Genomic DNA, 16,697 nt, shown 5'->3' on the forward strand with positions numbered 1-16,697 from the left:
GCCTTTTTTGTTTCCGGGGGCCGGAAAACCGCGATGTGGTAAAAGACGGGGTCGCCGCGGGTGGCGCCATCGCACAATGTGCACATTGGCGCTCCCACCCCCTACTCTTACCCCTTTGCACGATGCACTTTTGCTGGCGCCTGCAGTCTTAACCAGTCGGGCTCGCTGCCCGCGACCGAGTTCCTTCGCCTTCGCTTCCTGCGCATTCCGCCCGCTCCCATGACCGGCCCGCTCCCTTCACACGCTACCCCGCAAAGCGCCCCGCACGACACCTCCGCTCGTGCCGCACGCCTGCGCCCATGGGTGCCCCTCATGGCCATGCTGGCGCTGGCGACGCTGATCGGGCTGGCTGGCGCCATGGGCTACCGGTACAGCTACGACAACGCGCTGGCGCGCCAGGGCGAGCGCGGCCAGGTGCAGCTGCGCCTGTACGGGCAGGCCCTGTCGAGCGAGCTGGCGCGCTATGACTACGTGCCCAGCCTGCTCTCGCTGGACGACAAGATCGCTACCCTGCTGGCTCACCCGAACGACCCGGCACGCGTCGAGGCCGCCAACCAGTACCTGGCCGCGGTCAATGCCCGCGCCGGCACCCGCGTGGTGTTCGTACTCGATGCCCGCGGCCACGTGCTCGCCACCAGCAATTGGCAGCGCCCCGACAGCTACCTGGGCGAAGACCTGAGCTTTCGCCCCTACTTCAGCGACGCCGCGGACGGTCAGCTGGGCCGCTTCTATGGCGTGGGCACCACCCGCAGCGAGCCCGGCTACTACCTCTCGGCGCCGCTGGGCGATCGCCACAAGCCAAGCGGCGTAGCGGTCGTCAAGGTGGGGCTGGAACCCCTGGAGAACCGCTGGCAGGGCGCCGATACCCAGATGCTGCTGACGGACGAGAACGGCGTGGTGATCCTGGCCTCCGACCCGTCCCTGAAACTGGGCGCGCTCAAGCCGCTGGCCCCCGAGCTGCGCGAGCGGCTGCAACGCAACCTGCAATACAACCGCGCCGCGCTCCCGCAGCTGGAGCTCACGCCGGTACGCAAGCTGTCCGACAGCGACGCCCTGGTCCGCCTGCGCAGCGGCCCGCCCATGCTGGCGCAGAACGCCGAACTGGTTGGCACCGACTGGCACCTGACGCTGCTCACCAATACCTCGCAGGCCCGCGTGGCCGCGCTCAGCACCGCCGCGCTGGCCGGCGTGCTCACCGCCTTCCTGTTGCTGCTGGCGGCGGCCTGGAACGTGCGCCGGCGCATCGCCAGCGAGCGCATGGCCGCGCGCGCCGCGCTAGAGGCCGCCAACGGCGAACTGGAGCGCAAGGTGGCGGAGCGCACCGCGGACCTGTCCGCCGCCAACCAGCATCTGCAGGCGGAAGTCGCCGAACGCATCCGCGCCGAGGCAACCTTGCGCCAGGCCCAGGATGGCCTGCTGCAGGCCGGCAAGCTGGCCGCGGTAGGCCAGATGTCCACCGGCATCGCCCACGAGCTCAACCAGCCCCTTGCCGCCCTGCGCACGCTCTCGGGCAATACCCAGAAATTCCTCGAGCGCGGCGACAACGCCACCGCACAGGCCAACCTCGGCACCATCATCGGCTTGGTGGAGCGCATGGGGCGCATCACCGGCGCGCTCAAGTCATTCGCGCGCAAGCCTGGCAATGGCGGCACCGCCGCTCGCCTGGCACCGCTGGACGATGCGGTGGACAACGCCCTGTTCCTGCTCGATACACGCCTGCAGGCGGTACGCCCGGCGCTGGTCCGGGAGATCGAGCCGGACCTGATGGTGACGTGCGATCCCAACCGGCTGGAACAGGTGCTGGTCAACCTGATCGGCAACGCGCTCGACGCGCTGGCCGGCAACCCTGAGCCCCGGCTGGAGCTGCGCAGCCACCTGGCGGGCAGCAAGCTGCGCCTGACCATCCGCGACAACGGCCCCGGGCTGTCCGAGGAAGCCTTCGCGCGGCTGTTCGAGCCGTTCTTCACCACCAAGCCGGCAGGACAGGGACTGGGCCTGGGCCTGACGCTGTCGGCCGGCATCCTGGACGAGGTCGGCGGCAGCCTGGAGGCCAGCAATCACCCCGACGGCGGCGCGTGCTTCACGCTGGTGCTGCCGCTGGCCAGGCTTGACCCGGAGAGCCGCCATGGCAATTGACCCGAACCACGCCGATTCCCCCGACGCGATCGACCCCGCGCCGCTGACCGTGCTGATCGTCGAAGACGACCCCGACGTGCGCCTGGGTTGCGAGCAAGCACTGCGGCTCGAAGGCATTGCCACGCGTGCCGTGGCGAGCGCCGAAGCCGCCCTGCGCGAGGTCGGCAGCCATTTCCCCGGCGTGGTGGTGAGCGACATCCGCCTGCCCGGCATCGACGGCATGGCGCTGCTGCATGAGCTGCGCTCGCGCGACGATGCGCTGCCGGTGGTGATGGTCACGGGCCACGGCGACGTCAGCCTGGCCGTGCAGGCCATGAAGGCCGGCGCCTACCACTTCCTGGAAAAACCGTTCTCGCCCGAGCGCCTGGTCGAGGTCACGCAGCGCGCGCTGGAAAAGCGCCGGCTGGTGCTGGAAGTGGCCGAGCTGCGCAGGAAGCTGGCCGGGCGCGACACCTTGCAGGCGCGCCTGATCGGCCATTCGCCATCCATCGAACGGCTGCGCAAGCTGATCGCCGACCTGGCCGACACCGCCGCCAACGTGCTCATCCACGGCGAGACCGGCACTGGCAAGGAACTGGTCGCCCGCTGCCTGCACGAAGCAAGCTCGCGCCGCGCGCGGCACTTCGTGCCGATCAATTGCGGCGGCCTGCCCGAGCAGCTGTTCGAAAGCGAGATCTTCGGCCATGAGGCCGGCTCGTTTACCGGCGCGGCGCGGCGGCGCATCGGCAAGATCGAGCACGCCGAGGGCGGCACGCTATTCCTCGACGAGATCGAGAGCATGCCCATGCAGATGCAGATCAAGCTGCTGCGGGTGCTGCAGGAGCGCGTGGTGGAGCGGCTTGGCTCCAATACGCCGGTGCCGGTCAACACCCGCGTGGTCGCGGCCACCAAGGCAGACCTGAAGGCGCTCTCGGCGGCCGGCCAGTTCCGCGCCGACCTGTATTACCGGCTCAACGTGGTGACGCTGGAGCTGCCGCCGCTGCGCGAGCGGCGCGAAGACGTGCCGCCGCTGTTCGAGCATTTTGTCGCGCAGGCGGCGCTGCGCTTCGAGCGCGAGGCGCAGCCTGCCACGCCGGCGGAGCTCGCTGCGCTGATGGCCTATCCGTGGCCGGGCAATGTGCGCGAGCTGCGCAACCTGGCCGAGCGCCATGTGCTGGGACTGGGGTGCAATCCCGGGCAAGGCACCGCCGAGCCGGCAGCGCTGCCGCTGGCGCAGGCCGTGGAGCAGTTCGAGCGGGCCATGATTGCCGACGCCATGCGCAGGCATGAGGGGAACCTCAGCCGCGCGAGCGAGGCGCTGGGCATTGCCAAGACGACCTTGTTCGATAAGGTCAGGAAATACCGACTTTGAGATTCCAGGCGTTGCGGTTTGCGCACAGCTTGCGTTGAGGCTTTCCTTGCGGCTTCGGTCGCCGCGCCACCCCCCACCCCCTGCGCCCTCTCAGCCCTTTCGCTCCACCTCCCCGCCCTTCTCCCTTCCCTCCCGCTTCCCCCCGCCCCGTTTCCTTCCCGCTTCGTTTTTCCTTGTGTGAGGTGCCGCACCGAAGCGGCGCGCACGCCGCGCCACTATGGTTTCACCCCTTCCCGCGCGCTTTGCACCTTGCCGTGCCTGGCGCGGCCGGTGCGGGACAAAGCCTGGCTTCGGCCGGGTTCGGCGACCGCGGTGCTGGCCCGCACCGTGGTCGCCTCCCATGGCTGCCGGGCCTTGCCGCGCATTGAGAATGCCGCTAACAAGCAGGAGCGGACCGACGATGATCCTTCAAGGAAACGACCCGACTACCGGCGCTTCGTTTTCGCTCGGCAACCGGATTCAGCGCCAGCTCTGGCACTGGGCCTGGTTGTGCCTGTTCCGGCCAAGCCCGCGCCCGCTGCATGCATGGCGCTCGGCGCTGTTGAGGTTGTTCGGGGCGCAACTGGGCCCGCATGTGCATATCTATCCGGGCGTGAAGATCTGGGCGCCGTGGAACCTGCGCGTGGGCAGCCATGTCGGCGTGGCCGATGGCGTCACGCTGTACAACATGGCGCCGATCGTCATCGGCGATTTCTGCGTGGTCTCGCAGGGCGCGCACTTGTGCACCGGCACGCACGACTACAACAGCGCCAACTTCCAGCTGGTTGCCCATCCCATCGTGCTCGCGGCGCACGTGTGGATCTGCGCCGAGGCCTTTGTCTCGCCCGGCGTGACGTTGGCCGAGGGCGCGGTGATCGCGCCGCGCGCGGTGGTGAGCAAAAGCCTGCGCACGCCATGGACCGTCTACGGGGGCATCCCGGCCCGCGCCATCAGCACGAGAGTCAGACATGCCAAGCCCCCAGCCTAGCCAGCCCATGCAAGCGCCGGGCATTTCCGTGCTGATCCTGACCCGCAACGAGGAGCAGGACCTGCCGGGCTGCCTGCAAAGCGTGGCCTGGTCGGACGACATCCACGTGTACGACTCGATGAGCACCGACGCCACGGTGGCGATCGCGCAGCGCTTCGGCGCGCATGTCACGCAGCGCGTCTTCGACAACTGGGCCAGCCACCAGAACTGGGGCCTGCAGCACATCGGCTTTCGCCATCCCTGGGTGTTCTACATCGACGCCGACGAGCGCATGACGCCCGAGCTTGTGGCGCATGCCCGGGCCGCGGTGCGCGCGGCGCGCGACGAGGTCGCGTTCCGGGTGCAACGGCGCGACTTTTTCCTAGGCACCTGGCTGCGCCATGTACAGACGTCTCCCTTCTACCTGCGTTTGTTCCGGCCGGAGCGGATGCGCTACGAGCGTCTGGTAAACCCGGTGTCGATTCCTGACGGCCCGGCCGGCGAGCTGACGGGCTACCTCGATCACTACCCGTTCAGCAAAGGCGTGACCCACTGGATCACCCGCCACAACAATTACAGCGGGCTGGAAGCGATGCAGATCATCGAGAACCGGCGCGGCGCGGCAGCGTTCAGCCTGGCCGAAGCCCTGTTCGCGACGGATTTCCACCGGCGCCGCGCGCACCAGAAGGAACTGTTCTTCCGCTTGCCGATGCGCCCCCTCGTCAAGTTCGCGATCCTGTACCTGGGCAAGCGCGGCTTTCTCGATGGACGGGCCGGGCTCACCTACGCCATGCTGCAGTCGATCTACGAATACTTCATCGTGCTCAAGACGCACGAACTGGAAAGGTCCATGGCGCTGCCCGCGCCAGATCCCGAGTCCGTATGCCCGGAAGGCGCGCCGGCACCCGTGCGCCAGTCCCTCCCGATATCGGGTATGGCAGCTGATGCGGAAGGTGAGTTCAGCAACCTGCCAGTCACATCGACCCGGCAAACGGTGGCAGTGGCTCGCGGGCGAAATCCCTGACGGCAAGCGAGATTGCCGCACACGCCATATTTGTCATTCCTGCGGCAAGCGGCCGCACGGCCATGTGCGCTATACGTTTCGACGCGCGGAGCGACCGGTGGAAGCACTTCAGATGTATGCAATGTTTGCGATAAATTCCCGCTCGCCCGTGTCTGCCAAAACGCGGCAATATGCGTTTAAGCCCAGAAGTGGGAGCGTTCAATGCGATTTCGAAATATTTGGTGCGCCGTCTGGTTGCTTATGTTCGATACCGCATATGATTCGAGGCTGGCATTCTTCCGTTGGGAGAATCAGGCACCGGTGACATAGATCATGCCGTTGCACAACCGTGGGAGCACCGTCGCTCCCGCCGCCCCGGATGCGAGGGCAGGTTACGCAAGAGGCCTTATGGTGCCAGCATGCAACCGTCTTCATGGCTCGCGTTGCCTTGCATTGCCAAGCCCCAAACCAGCGCGAAAAGCTCGCGCTGTCACTGCTGTTTCTCTCGCAGTGCGGTGTATTTAGTTAACGGGTGAACGGATGAAACTGGATTCAGAACTGGCTGAAAAGCCTTACTACAGTACGCGTACCGCCGCGAAGCTGCTCAATGTGTCATTGGGCACGGTGCAGAAAATGGTGGAACGCGGCGAACTCGGGGCCTGGAAAACCAACGGTGGCCACCGACGCATACATAAGGAAACCGTGCATCGCCTGCTGGCCACGCGCGTGGGGCAGGAACTTCCGTCTGTGCATGAACTCGACCTGGTGGTGTTTCACCCAAACCACCAGGAAGCCCAACGTATCCACGCGCAACTGGGCAAATGGGGCTTGCCCCTGAAAAGCGTGGTGGTGGAGGACGTGGTGGATACCATCATTACTTCGGTCAGCTCGCATCCGCGAGTGGTGTTGTACTACGTGGAAGAACTCACTGACGCCGAGTCGGCCACCATCGAGAAGCTGCAGAACTTCTTTGCGCGCCAGAACGTCATCTTCGCCGTGATCACCAACCGCCAGGCCTATGACGGCGTGGCCGATGCGCTGCAGCAATGGGGCATCATGGTGTTCCTGAAGACGCCCTCGCTGGAAGAAGTCAAAGGCTTCCTGCGCGCGCAGCTGATGATGACCCGGGGCGCAGCCGGCTGATCGGCCGGCACATCGCCAAGACCCTGTCCAGGACGTTTCACCGGCAGCTATCTGCCCGGCCGTCACCCGGCCGCCCGGCTTGCCTTGCCCGTTACCCGTGGGCGTGGCACTCGCTATAAACCGCACACCACAACGCCGCAGTCTCGTGACCCGCACGACTGCGGCGTTGTGGCATGGGCCGCCGCTTCAGGCCAGCGCCGCCAGCGGCTCGCGCACGGGCTGCGGCACTCCGGCGTCCATCATCCATCCATATAGATTGCGGGGATCCGGCGGCGTCGCCACCAGCTCCACGTGGCTGCCGCGATGCTGCGCGTGGGCCGCGGCATGAAGCCAGCGCAGCGCGGAGTAATCCTCCAGCGCAAACCCCACTGAGTCGAACACCGTCACCTGCCCCGTTTCGGTGCGCCCGGCCACCCGGCCGGATAAAACCTCCCACAACTCCGTCACCGGTGTATCCGGTGGCAATTGCTGGATCTCGCCTTCAATGCGGGTCTGCGGCGCGTACTCGACCACAATGCGCGCCTGGCGCAGGATCTGCGGGTGCAGTTCGGTCTTGCCCGGGCAATCGCCGCCTACCGCATTGATATGCACACCGGGCGCAACCAGGTCAGGCGTGAGGATGGTGGCCCGCGTCTTGTCGGCGGTGACGGTGCTGATGATGTCGGCACCCTGCACGGCTGCGCGCACGGAGTCCACCGCCACCACCTTCAGCCCCTGCACGCCTTGCAGGTTGCGCGCGAGCCGCGCCGTCGCGGCGGGATCGATGTCGTAGGCACGGATCTCCCGGATGCCCACCATGGCATGGAAGGCCAGTGCCTGGAACTCCGCCTGCGCGCCGTTGCCGATCAGCGCCAGCGTGGCGGCGCCGGGCCGCGCCATCACCTGCGCGGCGAGTGCCGACGTGGCGGCGGTGCGCAATGCGGTGGCCAACGTGAGGTCGCACAGCAGCAGCGGAAAGCCGCTCGCCACTTCCGCCAGCACGCCAAAAGCCATCACCGTCGGCATGGCGTTCTGCGCATTGCGCGGATGGCCGTTGACGTACTTGAACGCATACTGCACGGCGTCGCTCACCGGCATCAGCTCGATCACCCCGTCGACGGAGTGCGTCGCCAACCGCGCGGATTTATCGAATGCGTCCCAGCGCACAAAATCCTGGCGAATGTGATGCGCCATCTGCGCGATGGCGTTGGCGACGCCCGTGGCGCGCACCAGCGCCGCCACATCGGCGGCGTCCAGAAAGCGGGTCATGGCGATCTCCTTCATGGTGTTCTCCCTTGCTGGCTCGGTATTGGTTTGTGCTCGTCCTTCGCGCTCATGCCGCCACCGCGGCGCCGTCGGCCGCGGCGCTCGCCCGGGCCGGCCCGCTGGTGCGGTCCAGGCGCAGCGTCATGCAGTAGGCGCCGCCGCCGGACAGCATGTACGGCGACAGGTCCACCTCGCGCAGGTGGTAGCCGCGCTGGCCCAGTTCGGCGCGCAGGTGCGGCGTGGTGCGCGTCATCACCACCTGGTCATGCAGGTTGACCGCATTGACGCTGAAGTGGCGCAGGTCGTCCTCGCTCGCTTCGATGCGCAGGCTGGCCGGCACGCGCTCGCGCAAGATGCGCAGGGCGTCCTGCGTAAAGGCGGGCGGGTAGTAGAGAATCTCGCCGCCGGACAGCGGGCAGAAGCACACGTCGAGGTGATAGCTCTGCGCCGTGGCAAGCTCCAGCGCGACAACCTCGCGGCCGAAATGGCTCGCCATGGCATCGGCCGCGGCACGCGAGGAGCGCGGGCCAAAGCCGGCCCAGAAGTGGCCGCGCACGGCATCCCAGATGCAGTCGCCAGCGCCTTCCTGGTAGCAGCCTTCGGGCAGCAGGCTGACGGAGTCGATCAGGCCGCGTTCGCGCAGGCCCTCGAAGATCCGCGCAAAGGGCGCTTCCTCGCCGGCCCGTTGGGGATAGCGAAAGCGCGCCAGCACGGCGTGGCCGTCCAGCACCACGGCGGCATTGGCGGGGAACACCATGTCGGGCAGGCCGGGCGCGCCGGGCGCGGTTTCCACCGTGAAGCCGGCCGCCTGCAGGGCCGCATGCAGGGATTCGAAGGATGCCACCGCATTGCGATGCATGCCGCGCGGGTTGCTAGCCCAGAGGCCGGGGTCCATCCACGGGTTGATGCTGTACGACACATCGTAATGGGTGGGCTCGACAAGCAAGATGGTGGGCTGGTGGATCACGCTGGCTCCTTTGGGTGATGGGTGACGGGGGTCAGTCAATGCCTTGGAATGCCTGCATTCTGGTGCACTGCCCCGCTAACTAAAAGCCAGCAAGTTGCGCAATTTGCCTGTGCCATACTGCAAAACGCCAGCTAAAATTAGCGAATCGCCAGCCGCAACGAAAATGCATGCAAAGGCCCTCCCCAGCCCCCCTTCCAGAACCCACCATGGACGACACCGACCGCCAACTGCTCGCCCTCTTGCGCGACAACGCGCGTACGCCCGCCACCGCCCTGGCCAAGGCGCTGCGCGTCTCGCGCGCCACCGTGCAGAACCGCATCGACAAGCTGGAAAAGGAAGGCCTGATCGTGGGCTACACGGTGCGGCTGAAACCCGAAGCCGAGGCGCACCGCATCCGTGCCTGGATGACCATCGCGGTGGAAGGCAACAAGGCGCGCGCGGTGCTGCAGGCACTGCGCGGCGAGCCCAATGTGCAGGCCATGCACACCACCAACGGGCGCTGGGACATCATCGCCGAGCTGCGCGCGGATTCGCTGGAAGCCTTCGACCGCACGCTGGACCGCATCCGGCTGATCGACGGCATTGCCGCCACGGAGACCAGCATCCTGCTGTCCAGCTACAAGCTTTAGGCGACGCGAGCGCGCTTACGCTGCGGCAGTGCCGCGCAGCCGTTCCCGCCGGGTTTCCTCGTGCAGCACCTGGCCGCTGGGGCGCAGCAGGTCGCGTAGCGAGACCACGCCCACCAGCCGCATGGAATCCAGGTCGGCCACCACCGGCAGCCGGCTGACACCGAGCTGCGCCATGCGGCCCGCAGCGAGGCGCGCGGTCTGCGCAGGCAGCAGCACCTGGTGCGGCTGCAGTGGCGCCATCAGCGCGCGGCCGGCCTCCATCGAAACTTCCCGCCCGCGCAGCGCGTTGCGCTCCAGCATGCCGACCACGCGCGCTGCGCACACGACCGGATAGCCGCGATGCGGTGCGTGCTCGCCAAAGTGGCTGGCCCACAAGACGTGGACCGGCTGCTCGCCATCCACGCTCACCACAGCCGTCGTCATCAAATCCGCCACGTGCTGGCGCTCGAGCGGATCCACGCCATACTCGCGATAGATATGCAGGCCCCGGCGTGCGATCTTCTCGGTCATGATCGAGCGCTTCATGGTCAGCACCGTGAAGCCATGCGCCATCGCCACGGTCAGCAGCAGCGGCAGCAGAGCATTGCTGTCATGCGTCAGGCCAAACGCGAAGACGATGGCGGTCAGCGGCGCGCCAAGCACGCTGCCCAGCACACCCGCCATGCACACGAGCGCCCACAACTGCGGCGAGGCGCCGGGCAGCCACGGCGCCAGCGCCACGCCAAGGCCCGCGCCAAGCATCAGCAGCGGGGCCAGCACGCCACCCGACGTGCCGGACCCCAGCGCTGCCACCCAGATGATGGCCTTGACCGTCAGCAGGGCCAGCACCACGCCGATCGCCATGCGGTTGTGCAACAGGTCCGCGATCACGTCATAGCCCACGCCCAGCGCGCGCGGCTCGAAGTACCCGCCAATGCCGACCACCAGCCCGCCGATTGCCGGCCACCACATCCAGTGCAGCTTGAACTTGGAGAACTGGTCCTCGGTGCGATAGAGCGCCAGCGTCAGCGCGGCGCCCAGCACGCCGCAAAGCAGCCCGGCAACCACGCACGAGCCCAGCGCCATGGTGCTGGCCGGCGCGGTGTGCAGCGCAAACAAGGGGCCAGGCTCGAACACCATCGTGCGCAGGAAGCCGGCAACGGCGCAAGCCAGCGCCACCGGCAGCAGGCTGCGCGGGCGCAGCTCGAACAGCAACAGCTCCACGGCCAGCAGCACCGCCGCCACCGGCGTGCCGAAGATCGCAGTCATGCCGGCGCAGGCACCCGCCACCAGCAGCGTCTTGCGCTCGGCCGCGGTGAGATGCAGGTACTGCGCGAGCAGCGAGGCGATCGAGCCGCCGGTCATGATGATCGGCCCCTCCGCGCCAAACGGCCCACCGCTGCCGATCACGATGCCAGAGGACAGCGGCTTGAGCACGGCCACCCGGGGCGACATCTTGCTCTTGCCGAACAGCACGGCCTCGATGGCTTCCGGGATGCCGTGGCCACGGATCTTGTCGCTGCCGTAACGCGCCATCAGGCCCACCAGCAGGCCGCCGACCGCCGGCACCACGATGACCCATGCCCCCAGCGGATGCTGCGCCGGCGAGCGATCCGCCAGCGACAGGGTCTGATAAAAGAAGAGATTGGTGAAGAACCGGATCAGGTTCAGCAACAGCACGGCAGCCGCCGTGCTGATGGCCCCGATAAGGGGCGCCAGCGCTGCCAGCAGGAGCAGCCGGCGGTCGACGGCGTAGTCGCGTTTTTCGAAGTGCATGGCCAGGATCGGGAAAGTAGGCGGAGGACGGGACGCGGATCGCGGGCCGATCCCGCTGCGCGAAAAACGAAATGTATCACGTCATGATATATTTGCACGCTGGATTTCCGGAGCACGATGCCAAGGCGATCCAGGTGCGCTATTACGCGCATTCACGCGCATTCACGCGCATTCGCCCGCACAACCCAAAGAAACAGACCCATGCCGCCATCCCAGGCCCCCTCCTTAGCCGATTTCCCGCCAGGCCGGGCACGTGCGTGGCTGCGCGCGTTTGCCCCCACCCCCATCGCCGCCGGCCGCCGCGAGCGCGTCAAGAGCTGCTTGGGCGCGCTGGTCGGCCTGCTGCTCACCGAATGGATCAGCCGTCACCTGCTGGGCGGCTTCAACCCCTGGTTCATCGCCCCGATGGGCGCCTCCGCGGTGCTGCTGTTCGCCGTGCCGGCGAGCCCGCTGGCGCAGCCCTGGTCCATCATTGGCGGCAACCTGGTGGCGGCGCTGATCGGCGTGGCCTGCGCACGCTGGATCCCCGAGCCCGGGCTGGCCGCCTCGGTGGCCGTGGCGCTGGCCATTGTCGCCATGTTCCAGTTGCGCTGCGTGCACCCGCCCAGCGGCGCGGTGGCGATCACCGCGGTGTTCGGCGGCCACGCCGTGACCCAGCTTGGCTTTGGCTTCGTGGTGATGCCGGTCGCGGTCAACTCGATGTTGCTGCTGCTGGTGGCGCTGCTGTTCAACAACCTGATGCGCCGGCGCTATCCGCACCGCCCCGTCGAACACGCCAACCCGCACCGCACCGCCGATCCGTTGCCGAGCGAGCGGGTGGGGTTCAACCGCAGCGATCTGGACGAAGTGCTCAAGGCGCGCGGCGAGTTCCTGGACATCGAGGAAGACGACCTGGAAGACATCCTGGTGGCCGCGCAGTTACGGGCGTATCGCCGGCACTTTGGCGATGTGCGATGCGTGGACATCATGTCGCGGGACGTGGTGACGGTGCAGCCCGGGCAGAGTGGCCTGGAGGCGCGCGCCCTGTTGTTCAAGCATGGGATCCAGGCGCTGCCGGTGGTGGATGCGCAGCGGCGGCTGCTTGGCATGCTTGGGTTGGCGGATCTTCTTGCGGCGCGCAGTGGCGCCGAGGGGCAGGTCCGTGCGGGAACTGCCAAGGACCTGATGCACACCGGCATGGCTACGGCACGGGCAGAGCAACCCATGGTGGAGCTGGCGCGGGCGTTTTCCAATGGCGGCCTGCATCAGGTGCCGGTGGTGGATGCCCAGCGGCGGCTGCTGGGCATCGTCACGCAATCGGACCTGATCGCCGCGCTGCTCGAACAAGGCCCACCGGCAAAAGTGGAACCGGATGCGCAACCGGCAAGCTGACCCGCGCGGGGGCTAGCGGCTCGCCTGCAACCCGCCCGCCGCCGGCATGGCGTGTGCATCGGCACGCGCCATGCCATTGAACAACAGGTTCAATGCCACCGACATCACGCAAGCCAGCAGGATGCTGCTGTGCATGATGGGCTGCAGCCAGCCCGGCAATTGATTGAACAGCGTGCCCGAGAACGTGGGCAGCAGGGAGATGGCCAGGGTGGCGGCAACGATATACACGTTGTGCCGCGTGCCCTCGAAATCCACCCGCGCCAGCGTGCGCACGCCCGCCGAGGTCACCACCCCGAACATGAACAGCCCTGCACCGCCCAGCGCCGGCAGAGGGATGGAGGCGACGACCGTGGCCAGCTTGGGGAACAAGCCCAGCGCGCACAGGATCACGCCCGCCGCCACCACGACCCAGCGGCTCTTGACGCCCGTCACCACCAGCAGGCCGATGTTCTGGCTGTAGATGGTGTAGGGAAAGCCATTGAGCGCCCCGCCGATCACGCTGGCCAGCCCGTTGGCCCGCAAGCCATCCGTCATCTCGCCCGCGCTCAGCGGCTTGTTCACGACATCGCCGATCGCCAGGAACAAGCCCATCGACTCGATCATGATGATGATCATCACCACCACGATCGTCAGCGTGGCCACCACGTCGAACACCGGCCAGCCGAAATAGAAGGGATGGATCACGTCGACCATCGGCGCCTCGGCCACGCCATGGAAGTCCACCATGCCAAAGGGGATCGCCACCAGCATGCCGGCCGCCAGCGCCAGCAGCACGGAGACGTTGGACCAGAAGCCCTTGAGCCACTTGTTGATGACCAGGATCAGCGCGAACACAAAGCCCGCCAGCGCCAGGTTGTGGGGGGCGCCGAAACCCGGCGCGCCGCGCCCCCCCCCCACCCAACTCCTTTCCCCCCCCCCCCCCCCCCCCCCCCCCCCCGCGCCCACCGCCCACCCAGTTCACGCCGACCGGAAACAGCGACAGCCCCACCACCATCACGATGGACCCGCCAACGATGGGCGGAAAAAAGCGCAGCAGCTTGCCGAACACCGGCGCCAGCAGCATGGTGATGACGCCGCCCGCCATCACCGCACCGATGACAGCCGGCAAGCCAAGCGCAGGATTGGTGGCGATGACGAGGATCGGCGGGATGGCGCTGAAGGCCACGCCCTGCATCACCGGCATGCGTACGCCGAAGCGCCAGAAGCCCGCGGCCTGCAGGATGGTGGCGATGCCACAGGTGAAGAGGTCGGCATTGATCAGGACCGCCACCGCCTCCTTCGGCAGCTTGAGCGCGCTGGCGATGATCATCGGCACCGCAATGGCACCGACATACATCACCAGCACGTGCTGGAAGCCCAGCATCACCAGCGGCCCGGGAGCGGGCACCTGGTCAACTGCGGCCGGCCTGTCGCCGGTCAGGTCTTGCGTGTTCATGGGGTTGTCTCCTCTTGTGCCGTTACGTGCGATGACGCGACATCTCTGGGAATACGGGCGCGCAAAAAAAAGAGAGCCCCGGAACCTGGCTAGCGCCCAGCAGGCGCCGGGGCAAGATCAAGCAAGCATTACAGGTGCACCTCCTTCTCGCCATGCGCCTGCAGCAGCGCCATCAGCTTCTTGCGCATCACCAGCCCGGGCTTGTCGGACGGCATGTGGAACTCCATGCGCCGCGTGGTATCGATGGGCGCGTCGTAATCCGTGGCCTCCAGGATCTCCTTGTCCTCGCGCGTGACCGCATGGTCGAACTTGACCAGTTCCTCGGCCGGGGCCTGCTGCTCCGTGTCGTTGCGGTATAGCCACTGGACCATCATCGTGCTCTTGTCGTCGATGGGCGTGGCGCAGTTGACGATGGTGTGCACCAGGCCATTCGGATAGGTGCAGCCGAAGCGGCGCGAGAACGGCATGTACCAGTTGTCGTGCAGGTGGCGGATGGTCTCCGGCTCCTTGCTGCCGGTGAGCAGCCAGCTATCGGGCGGGTTCATGATCGGCACCGAGCGGCGCGATTCGAACCCCCACGCGTTCTCGATGATCTCGATGTCTGCTGGCTTCGGGCTGGCGAACTTGCCGAAGGTGTTCTTGTGCACGAAGCTGAAATGCGCGTTGTCGAACGAGTTCTCCATGAAGCGCAGGCCGCTGCATGCCCAGCGCTCGTAGAACTGCGGGATGCGGCGCAGCGAAGGATCGTTGCCTTCGGGGATATCCGGGATGTCGGTCAGCGGGTCTTCCAGCGCCACCCACACGTAGCCGTAGCGCAGCTTGCAGTGGTAGTTCGCCACGCGTGCGTTGGCGGGGATCATGTTCTGCGGCATCTGCGGAATGCGCACGCACTTGCCGCTGCAGTCGTAGGACCAGCCGTGATAGCCGCAGCACAGCAGGCCGTCCGAATCCACATAGCCCTTGGAGAGCTTGGCGGTGCGGTGGCAGCAGCGGTCGCGCACGGCTGCGGGCGTGCCATCGGCGCCGCGCCAGATCACGATGTCCTCGCCCAGCAGCGTGAACGGCTGCGGGCCAAGGTCGAGCCTGGACTCGGGAATGACCGCGTACCAGAAGCGCCGCAGGACCGGTTGTTGAGTGACAAGCATTGGGAAGTCTCCTCTCGTATTGTCGAGTGTGGGTTGTGCAGGCGTGCGGGAGTGCCGTTCGTTGTGTTCCTGTTTCAGGCCGGTGCGGCCGATGCGGCTGGTGCGGCTGGTGCGGCTGGTGCGGCTGGTGCGGCTGGTGCGGCTTGCACCGGCAGCCAGTCGCTGATCTGTTTGGCAAGCACGCCCTTCTCGGCCACGGCCTTGCCCAGCAGCGCGAATCCGGTCAGGGCGCCTTGCGTATCGCGGAACAACGCGCGCAGGCCCGCGCCGGCTTCCCCGGCCACCGTCTGGGACTCGATCTCCCAGTTGCCCGCGCCGGCCAACGCGGGCGACACCACGGTCGGCAGCACGGGCGTTTTCACCACCACCGGCATGGCGGAGTAGCTCAGCGGCGTAGGCGTGCCGGCCAACGTGCGGGCCAGTGCGCGCGCAGCCTGCATCAGCGGCATCACGTAAGGCAGCACCAGGCCGTCGACCTCGGCGCAGTCGCCCAGCGCGTAGACCGACGGTGCGCTGGTGCGCAGCAGGCGGTCCACCACGATGCCGCGCGCGGTGGCAATGCCGCCGTCCTGCGCCAGCGCCACGCGCGGCAACAGCCCGGTGGCGGACAGCACCACGTCGGCGGCGATCTGCGCGCCGCTGGCCAGTTGCACCGCGAGCCCGCCATCACGGCGATGCACCGCGACCGGCATCTCGCCAAGGTGCAGCCGCACGCCGAGGCCGCGCAGCGCGCCGGCCATCAGAGCGCCCGCCTCGCCCGGCAGCAGCCGGCCGAGCGGCCATGCGGCGGGATCAACCAGCTCGACGTCGAAGCCACCCGCGTGCAGGTCATTGGCGAACTCGCAGCCGATCAGGCCGGCGCCGAGGATGGCCACGCGCCTCTTGCCTTGCAGCGAGGCGTGAAAGCGCGTGTAGTCGGCAAGATCGTTGACGGTCTGCACGGCATCGGCACCATCGCCTTGCAAGCCTGGCGCACGCGCGTGCGCGCCGAGCGCCAGCACCAGTTGCCCGTAGCGCAGCGGTTGCCCGTCGACCAGCACGGTGCCGGTGGCGGTATCGATGTCCGATGCATCGGCATGCGTCATCACGCGCGCGTTGAGCTGCGCAGCCATCTGCTGCGCGCTGGCGATGGCCAGTGCGACGGGTGCCTTGTGGCCGGCCAGCGCATTGGACAGCATCGGCTTGGAGTACGACTCGCCGCCATCGCGCGTGACGATGACCAGCGGCGTCGCGCTGTCGAGCTTGCGGAACTCGCGCGCCAGCGTGTAGCCGGCCAGGCCGGTACCGAGGATGACCAGCGGCAGCGCTTGCTGCGATTTCGCGATGATGGCGTCGTTCGCGTCGTTCGTCATGGCTCAGGCCACCACTTCCATCTCGAACTCGGCCTTGCTCACGCCGCAGTCCGGGCAAAGCCATTCGTCGGGGATATCCTCCCAGCGCGTGCCGGCGGGAAAACCGTGTTCGGGCATGCCGAGCGCTTCGTCGTATTCAAAGCCGCATACCATGCATTTCCATTTCGTCGCTGTCGTCATTGCGAGTCCTTTCGTCGGGTTCGGGTTGTTCCGTGCTTG

Annotated in this window: 14 protein-coding genes and 1 pseudogene; 7 read left to right on the forward strand and 8 right to left on the reverse strand. The window is 67.3% G+C overall.

The window, feature by feature from the left end; translation table 11 throughout:
• The first annotated feature begins 219 nt into the window (after window positions 1-219).
• From AC1RQK_RS38215 to AC1RQK_RS38235, 5 genes are all read left to right on the forward strand, one after another.
• A complete protein-coding gene (locus AC1RQK_RS38215; RefSeq protein WP_492376471.1) occupies window positions 220-2,136 on the forward strand; it encodes a sensor histidine kinase in 1,917 nt (638 codons plus the stop codon).
• Complete coding sequence (locus AC1RQK_RS38220) at window positions 2,126-3,487, forward strand: sigma-54-dependent transcriptional regulator (protein WP_253931852.1); 1,362 nt, start codon at window positions 2,126-2,128, stop codon at window positions 3,485-3,487. Before AC1RQK_RS38215 ends, AC1RQK_RS38220 begins: the two co-directional genes overlap by 11 nt.
• Before the next feature lie 400 nt (window positions 3,488-3,887).
• Window positions 3,888-4,454: an LbetaH domain-containing protein gene (locus AC1RQK_RS38225; protein WP_492375815.1), complete on the forward strand. Its 567-nt coding sequence runs from the start codon at window positions 3,888-3,890 to the stop codon at window positions 4,452-4,454.
• Entirely contained in the window at window positions 4,435-5,457 is a 1,023-nt protein-coding gene (locus AC1RQK_RS38230) for a glycosyltransferase family 2 protein (RefSeq protein ID WP_492814665.1), read from the forward strand. The genes AC1RQK_RS38225 and AC1RQK_RS38230 overlap by 20 nt, the downstream gene beginning before the upstream one ends.
• Before the next feature lie 519 nt (window positions 5,458-5,976).
• Window positions 5,977-6,579, forward strand: coding sequence for a helix-turn-helix domain-containing protein (locus AC1RQK_RS38235; protein WP_006160260.1), 603 nt, complete (start codon window positions 5,977-5,979; stop codon window positions 6,577-6,579).
• Between the two features lie 186 nt (window positions 6,580-6,765).
• On the opposite strand, the gene ocd is transcribed toward AC1RQK_RS38235, so the two are convergent.
• Together ocd and AC1RQK_RS38245 are read right to left on the reverse strand one after the other, a co-directional pair.
• The gene (gene ocd, locus AC1RQK_RS38240) at window positions 6,766-7,842 is read right to left on the reverse strand and encodes an ornithine cyclodeaminase (RefSeq protein ID WP_492814667.1); all 1,077 of its coding nucleotides are present in this window, start codon (window positions 7,840-7,842) and stop codon (window positions 6,766-6,768) included.
• 49 nt (window positions 7,843-7,891) lie between these two features.
• Entirely contained in the window at window positions 7,892-8,791 is a 900-nt protein-coding gene (locus AC1RQK_RS38245; protein ID WP_492814669.1) for a dimethylarginine dimethylaminohydrolase family protein, read from the reverse strand.
• A 206-nt stretch (window positions 8,792-8,997) separates the two neighbouring features.
• On the opposite strand from AC1RQK_RS38245, the gene AC1RQK_RS38250 reads away from it, so the two are divergent.
• Entirely contained in the window at window positions 8,998-9,420 is a 423-nt protein-coding gene (locus AC1RQK_RS38250) for an Lrp/AsnC family transcriptional regulator (protein ID WP_006160263.1), read from the forward strand.
• A 15-nt stretch (window positions 9,421-9,435) separates the two neighbouring features.
• On the opposite strand, the gene AC1RQK_RS38255 is transcribed toward AC1RQK_RS38250, so the two are convergent.
• Entirely contained in the window at window positions 9,436-11,175 is a 1,740-nt protein-coding gene (locus AC1RQK_RS38255; RefSeq protein ID WP_492814671.1) for a chloride channel protein, read from the reverse strand.
• Window positions 11,176-11,376: 201 nt separating this feature from the next.
• Between AC1RQK_RS38255 and AC1RQK_RS38260 the strand changes: the two genes are divergently transcribed.
• Window positions 11,377-12,546, forward strand: coding sequence for an HPP family protein (locus tag AC1RQK_RS38260; RefSeq protein WP_492814673.1), 1,170 nt, complete (start codon window positions 11,377-11,379; stop codon window positions 12,544-12,546).
• Between the two features lie 12 nt (window positions 12,547-12,558).
• On the opposite strand, the gene AC1RQK_RS38265 is transcribed toward AC1RQK_RS38260, so the two are convergent.
• The 5 genes and pseudogenes from AC1RQK_RS38265 to AC1RQK_RS38285 all read right to left on the reverse strand — a co-directional run bounded on the left by AC1RQK_RS38265 (window position 12,559) and on the right by AC1RQK_RS38285 (window position 16,658).
• Window positions 12,559-13,443: a solute carrier family 23 protein gene (locus tag AC1RQK_RS38265; protein WP_492814675.1), complete on the reverse strand. Its 885-nt coding sequence runs from the start codon at window positions 13,441-13,443 to the stop codon at window positions 12,559-12,561.
• A 100-nt stretch (window positions 13,444-13,543) separates the two neighbouring features.
• A pseudogene (locus AC1RQK_RS38270) lies at window positions 13,544-13,981 on the reverse strand (solute carrier family 23 protein); the annotation flags it as partial.
• A gap of 128 nt (window positions 13,982-14,109) precedes the next feature.
• On the reverse strand, window positions 14,110-15,126 hold the full coding sequence (locus tag AC1RQK_RS38275; protein WP_043344279.1) for an aromatic ring-hydroxylating dioxygenase subunit alpha: 1,017 nt from the start codon (window positions 15,124-15,126) through the stop codon (window positions 14,110-14,112).
• Window positions 15,127-15,200: 74 nt separating this feature from the next.
• On the reverse strand, window positions 15,201-16,478 hold the full coding sequence (locus AC1RQK_RS38280; protein WP_492814677.1) for an NAD(P)/FAD-dependent oxidoreductase: 1,278 nt from the start codon (window positions 16,476-16,478) through the stop codon (window positions 15,201-15,203).
• A 3-nt stretch (window positions 16,479-16,481) separates the two neighbouring features.
• On the reverse strand, window positions 16,482-16,658 hold the full coding sequence (locus AC1RQK_RS38285) for a rubredoxin (protein WP_043344276.1): 177 nt from the start codon (window positions 16,656-16,658) through the stop codon (window positions 16,482-16,484).
• Between the last annotated feature and the right edge of the window lie 39 nt (window positions 16,659-16,697).

This window comes from Cupriavidus sp. GW822-FHT02D05, from assembly GCF_058802485.1.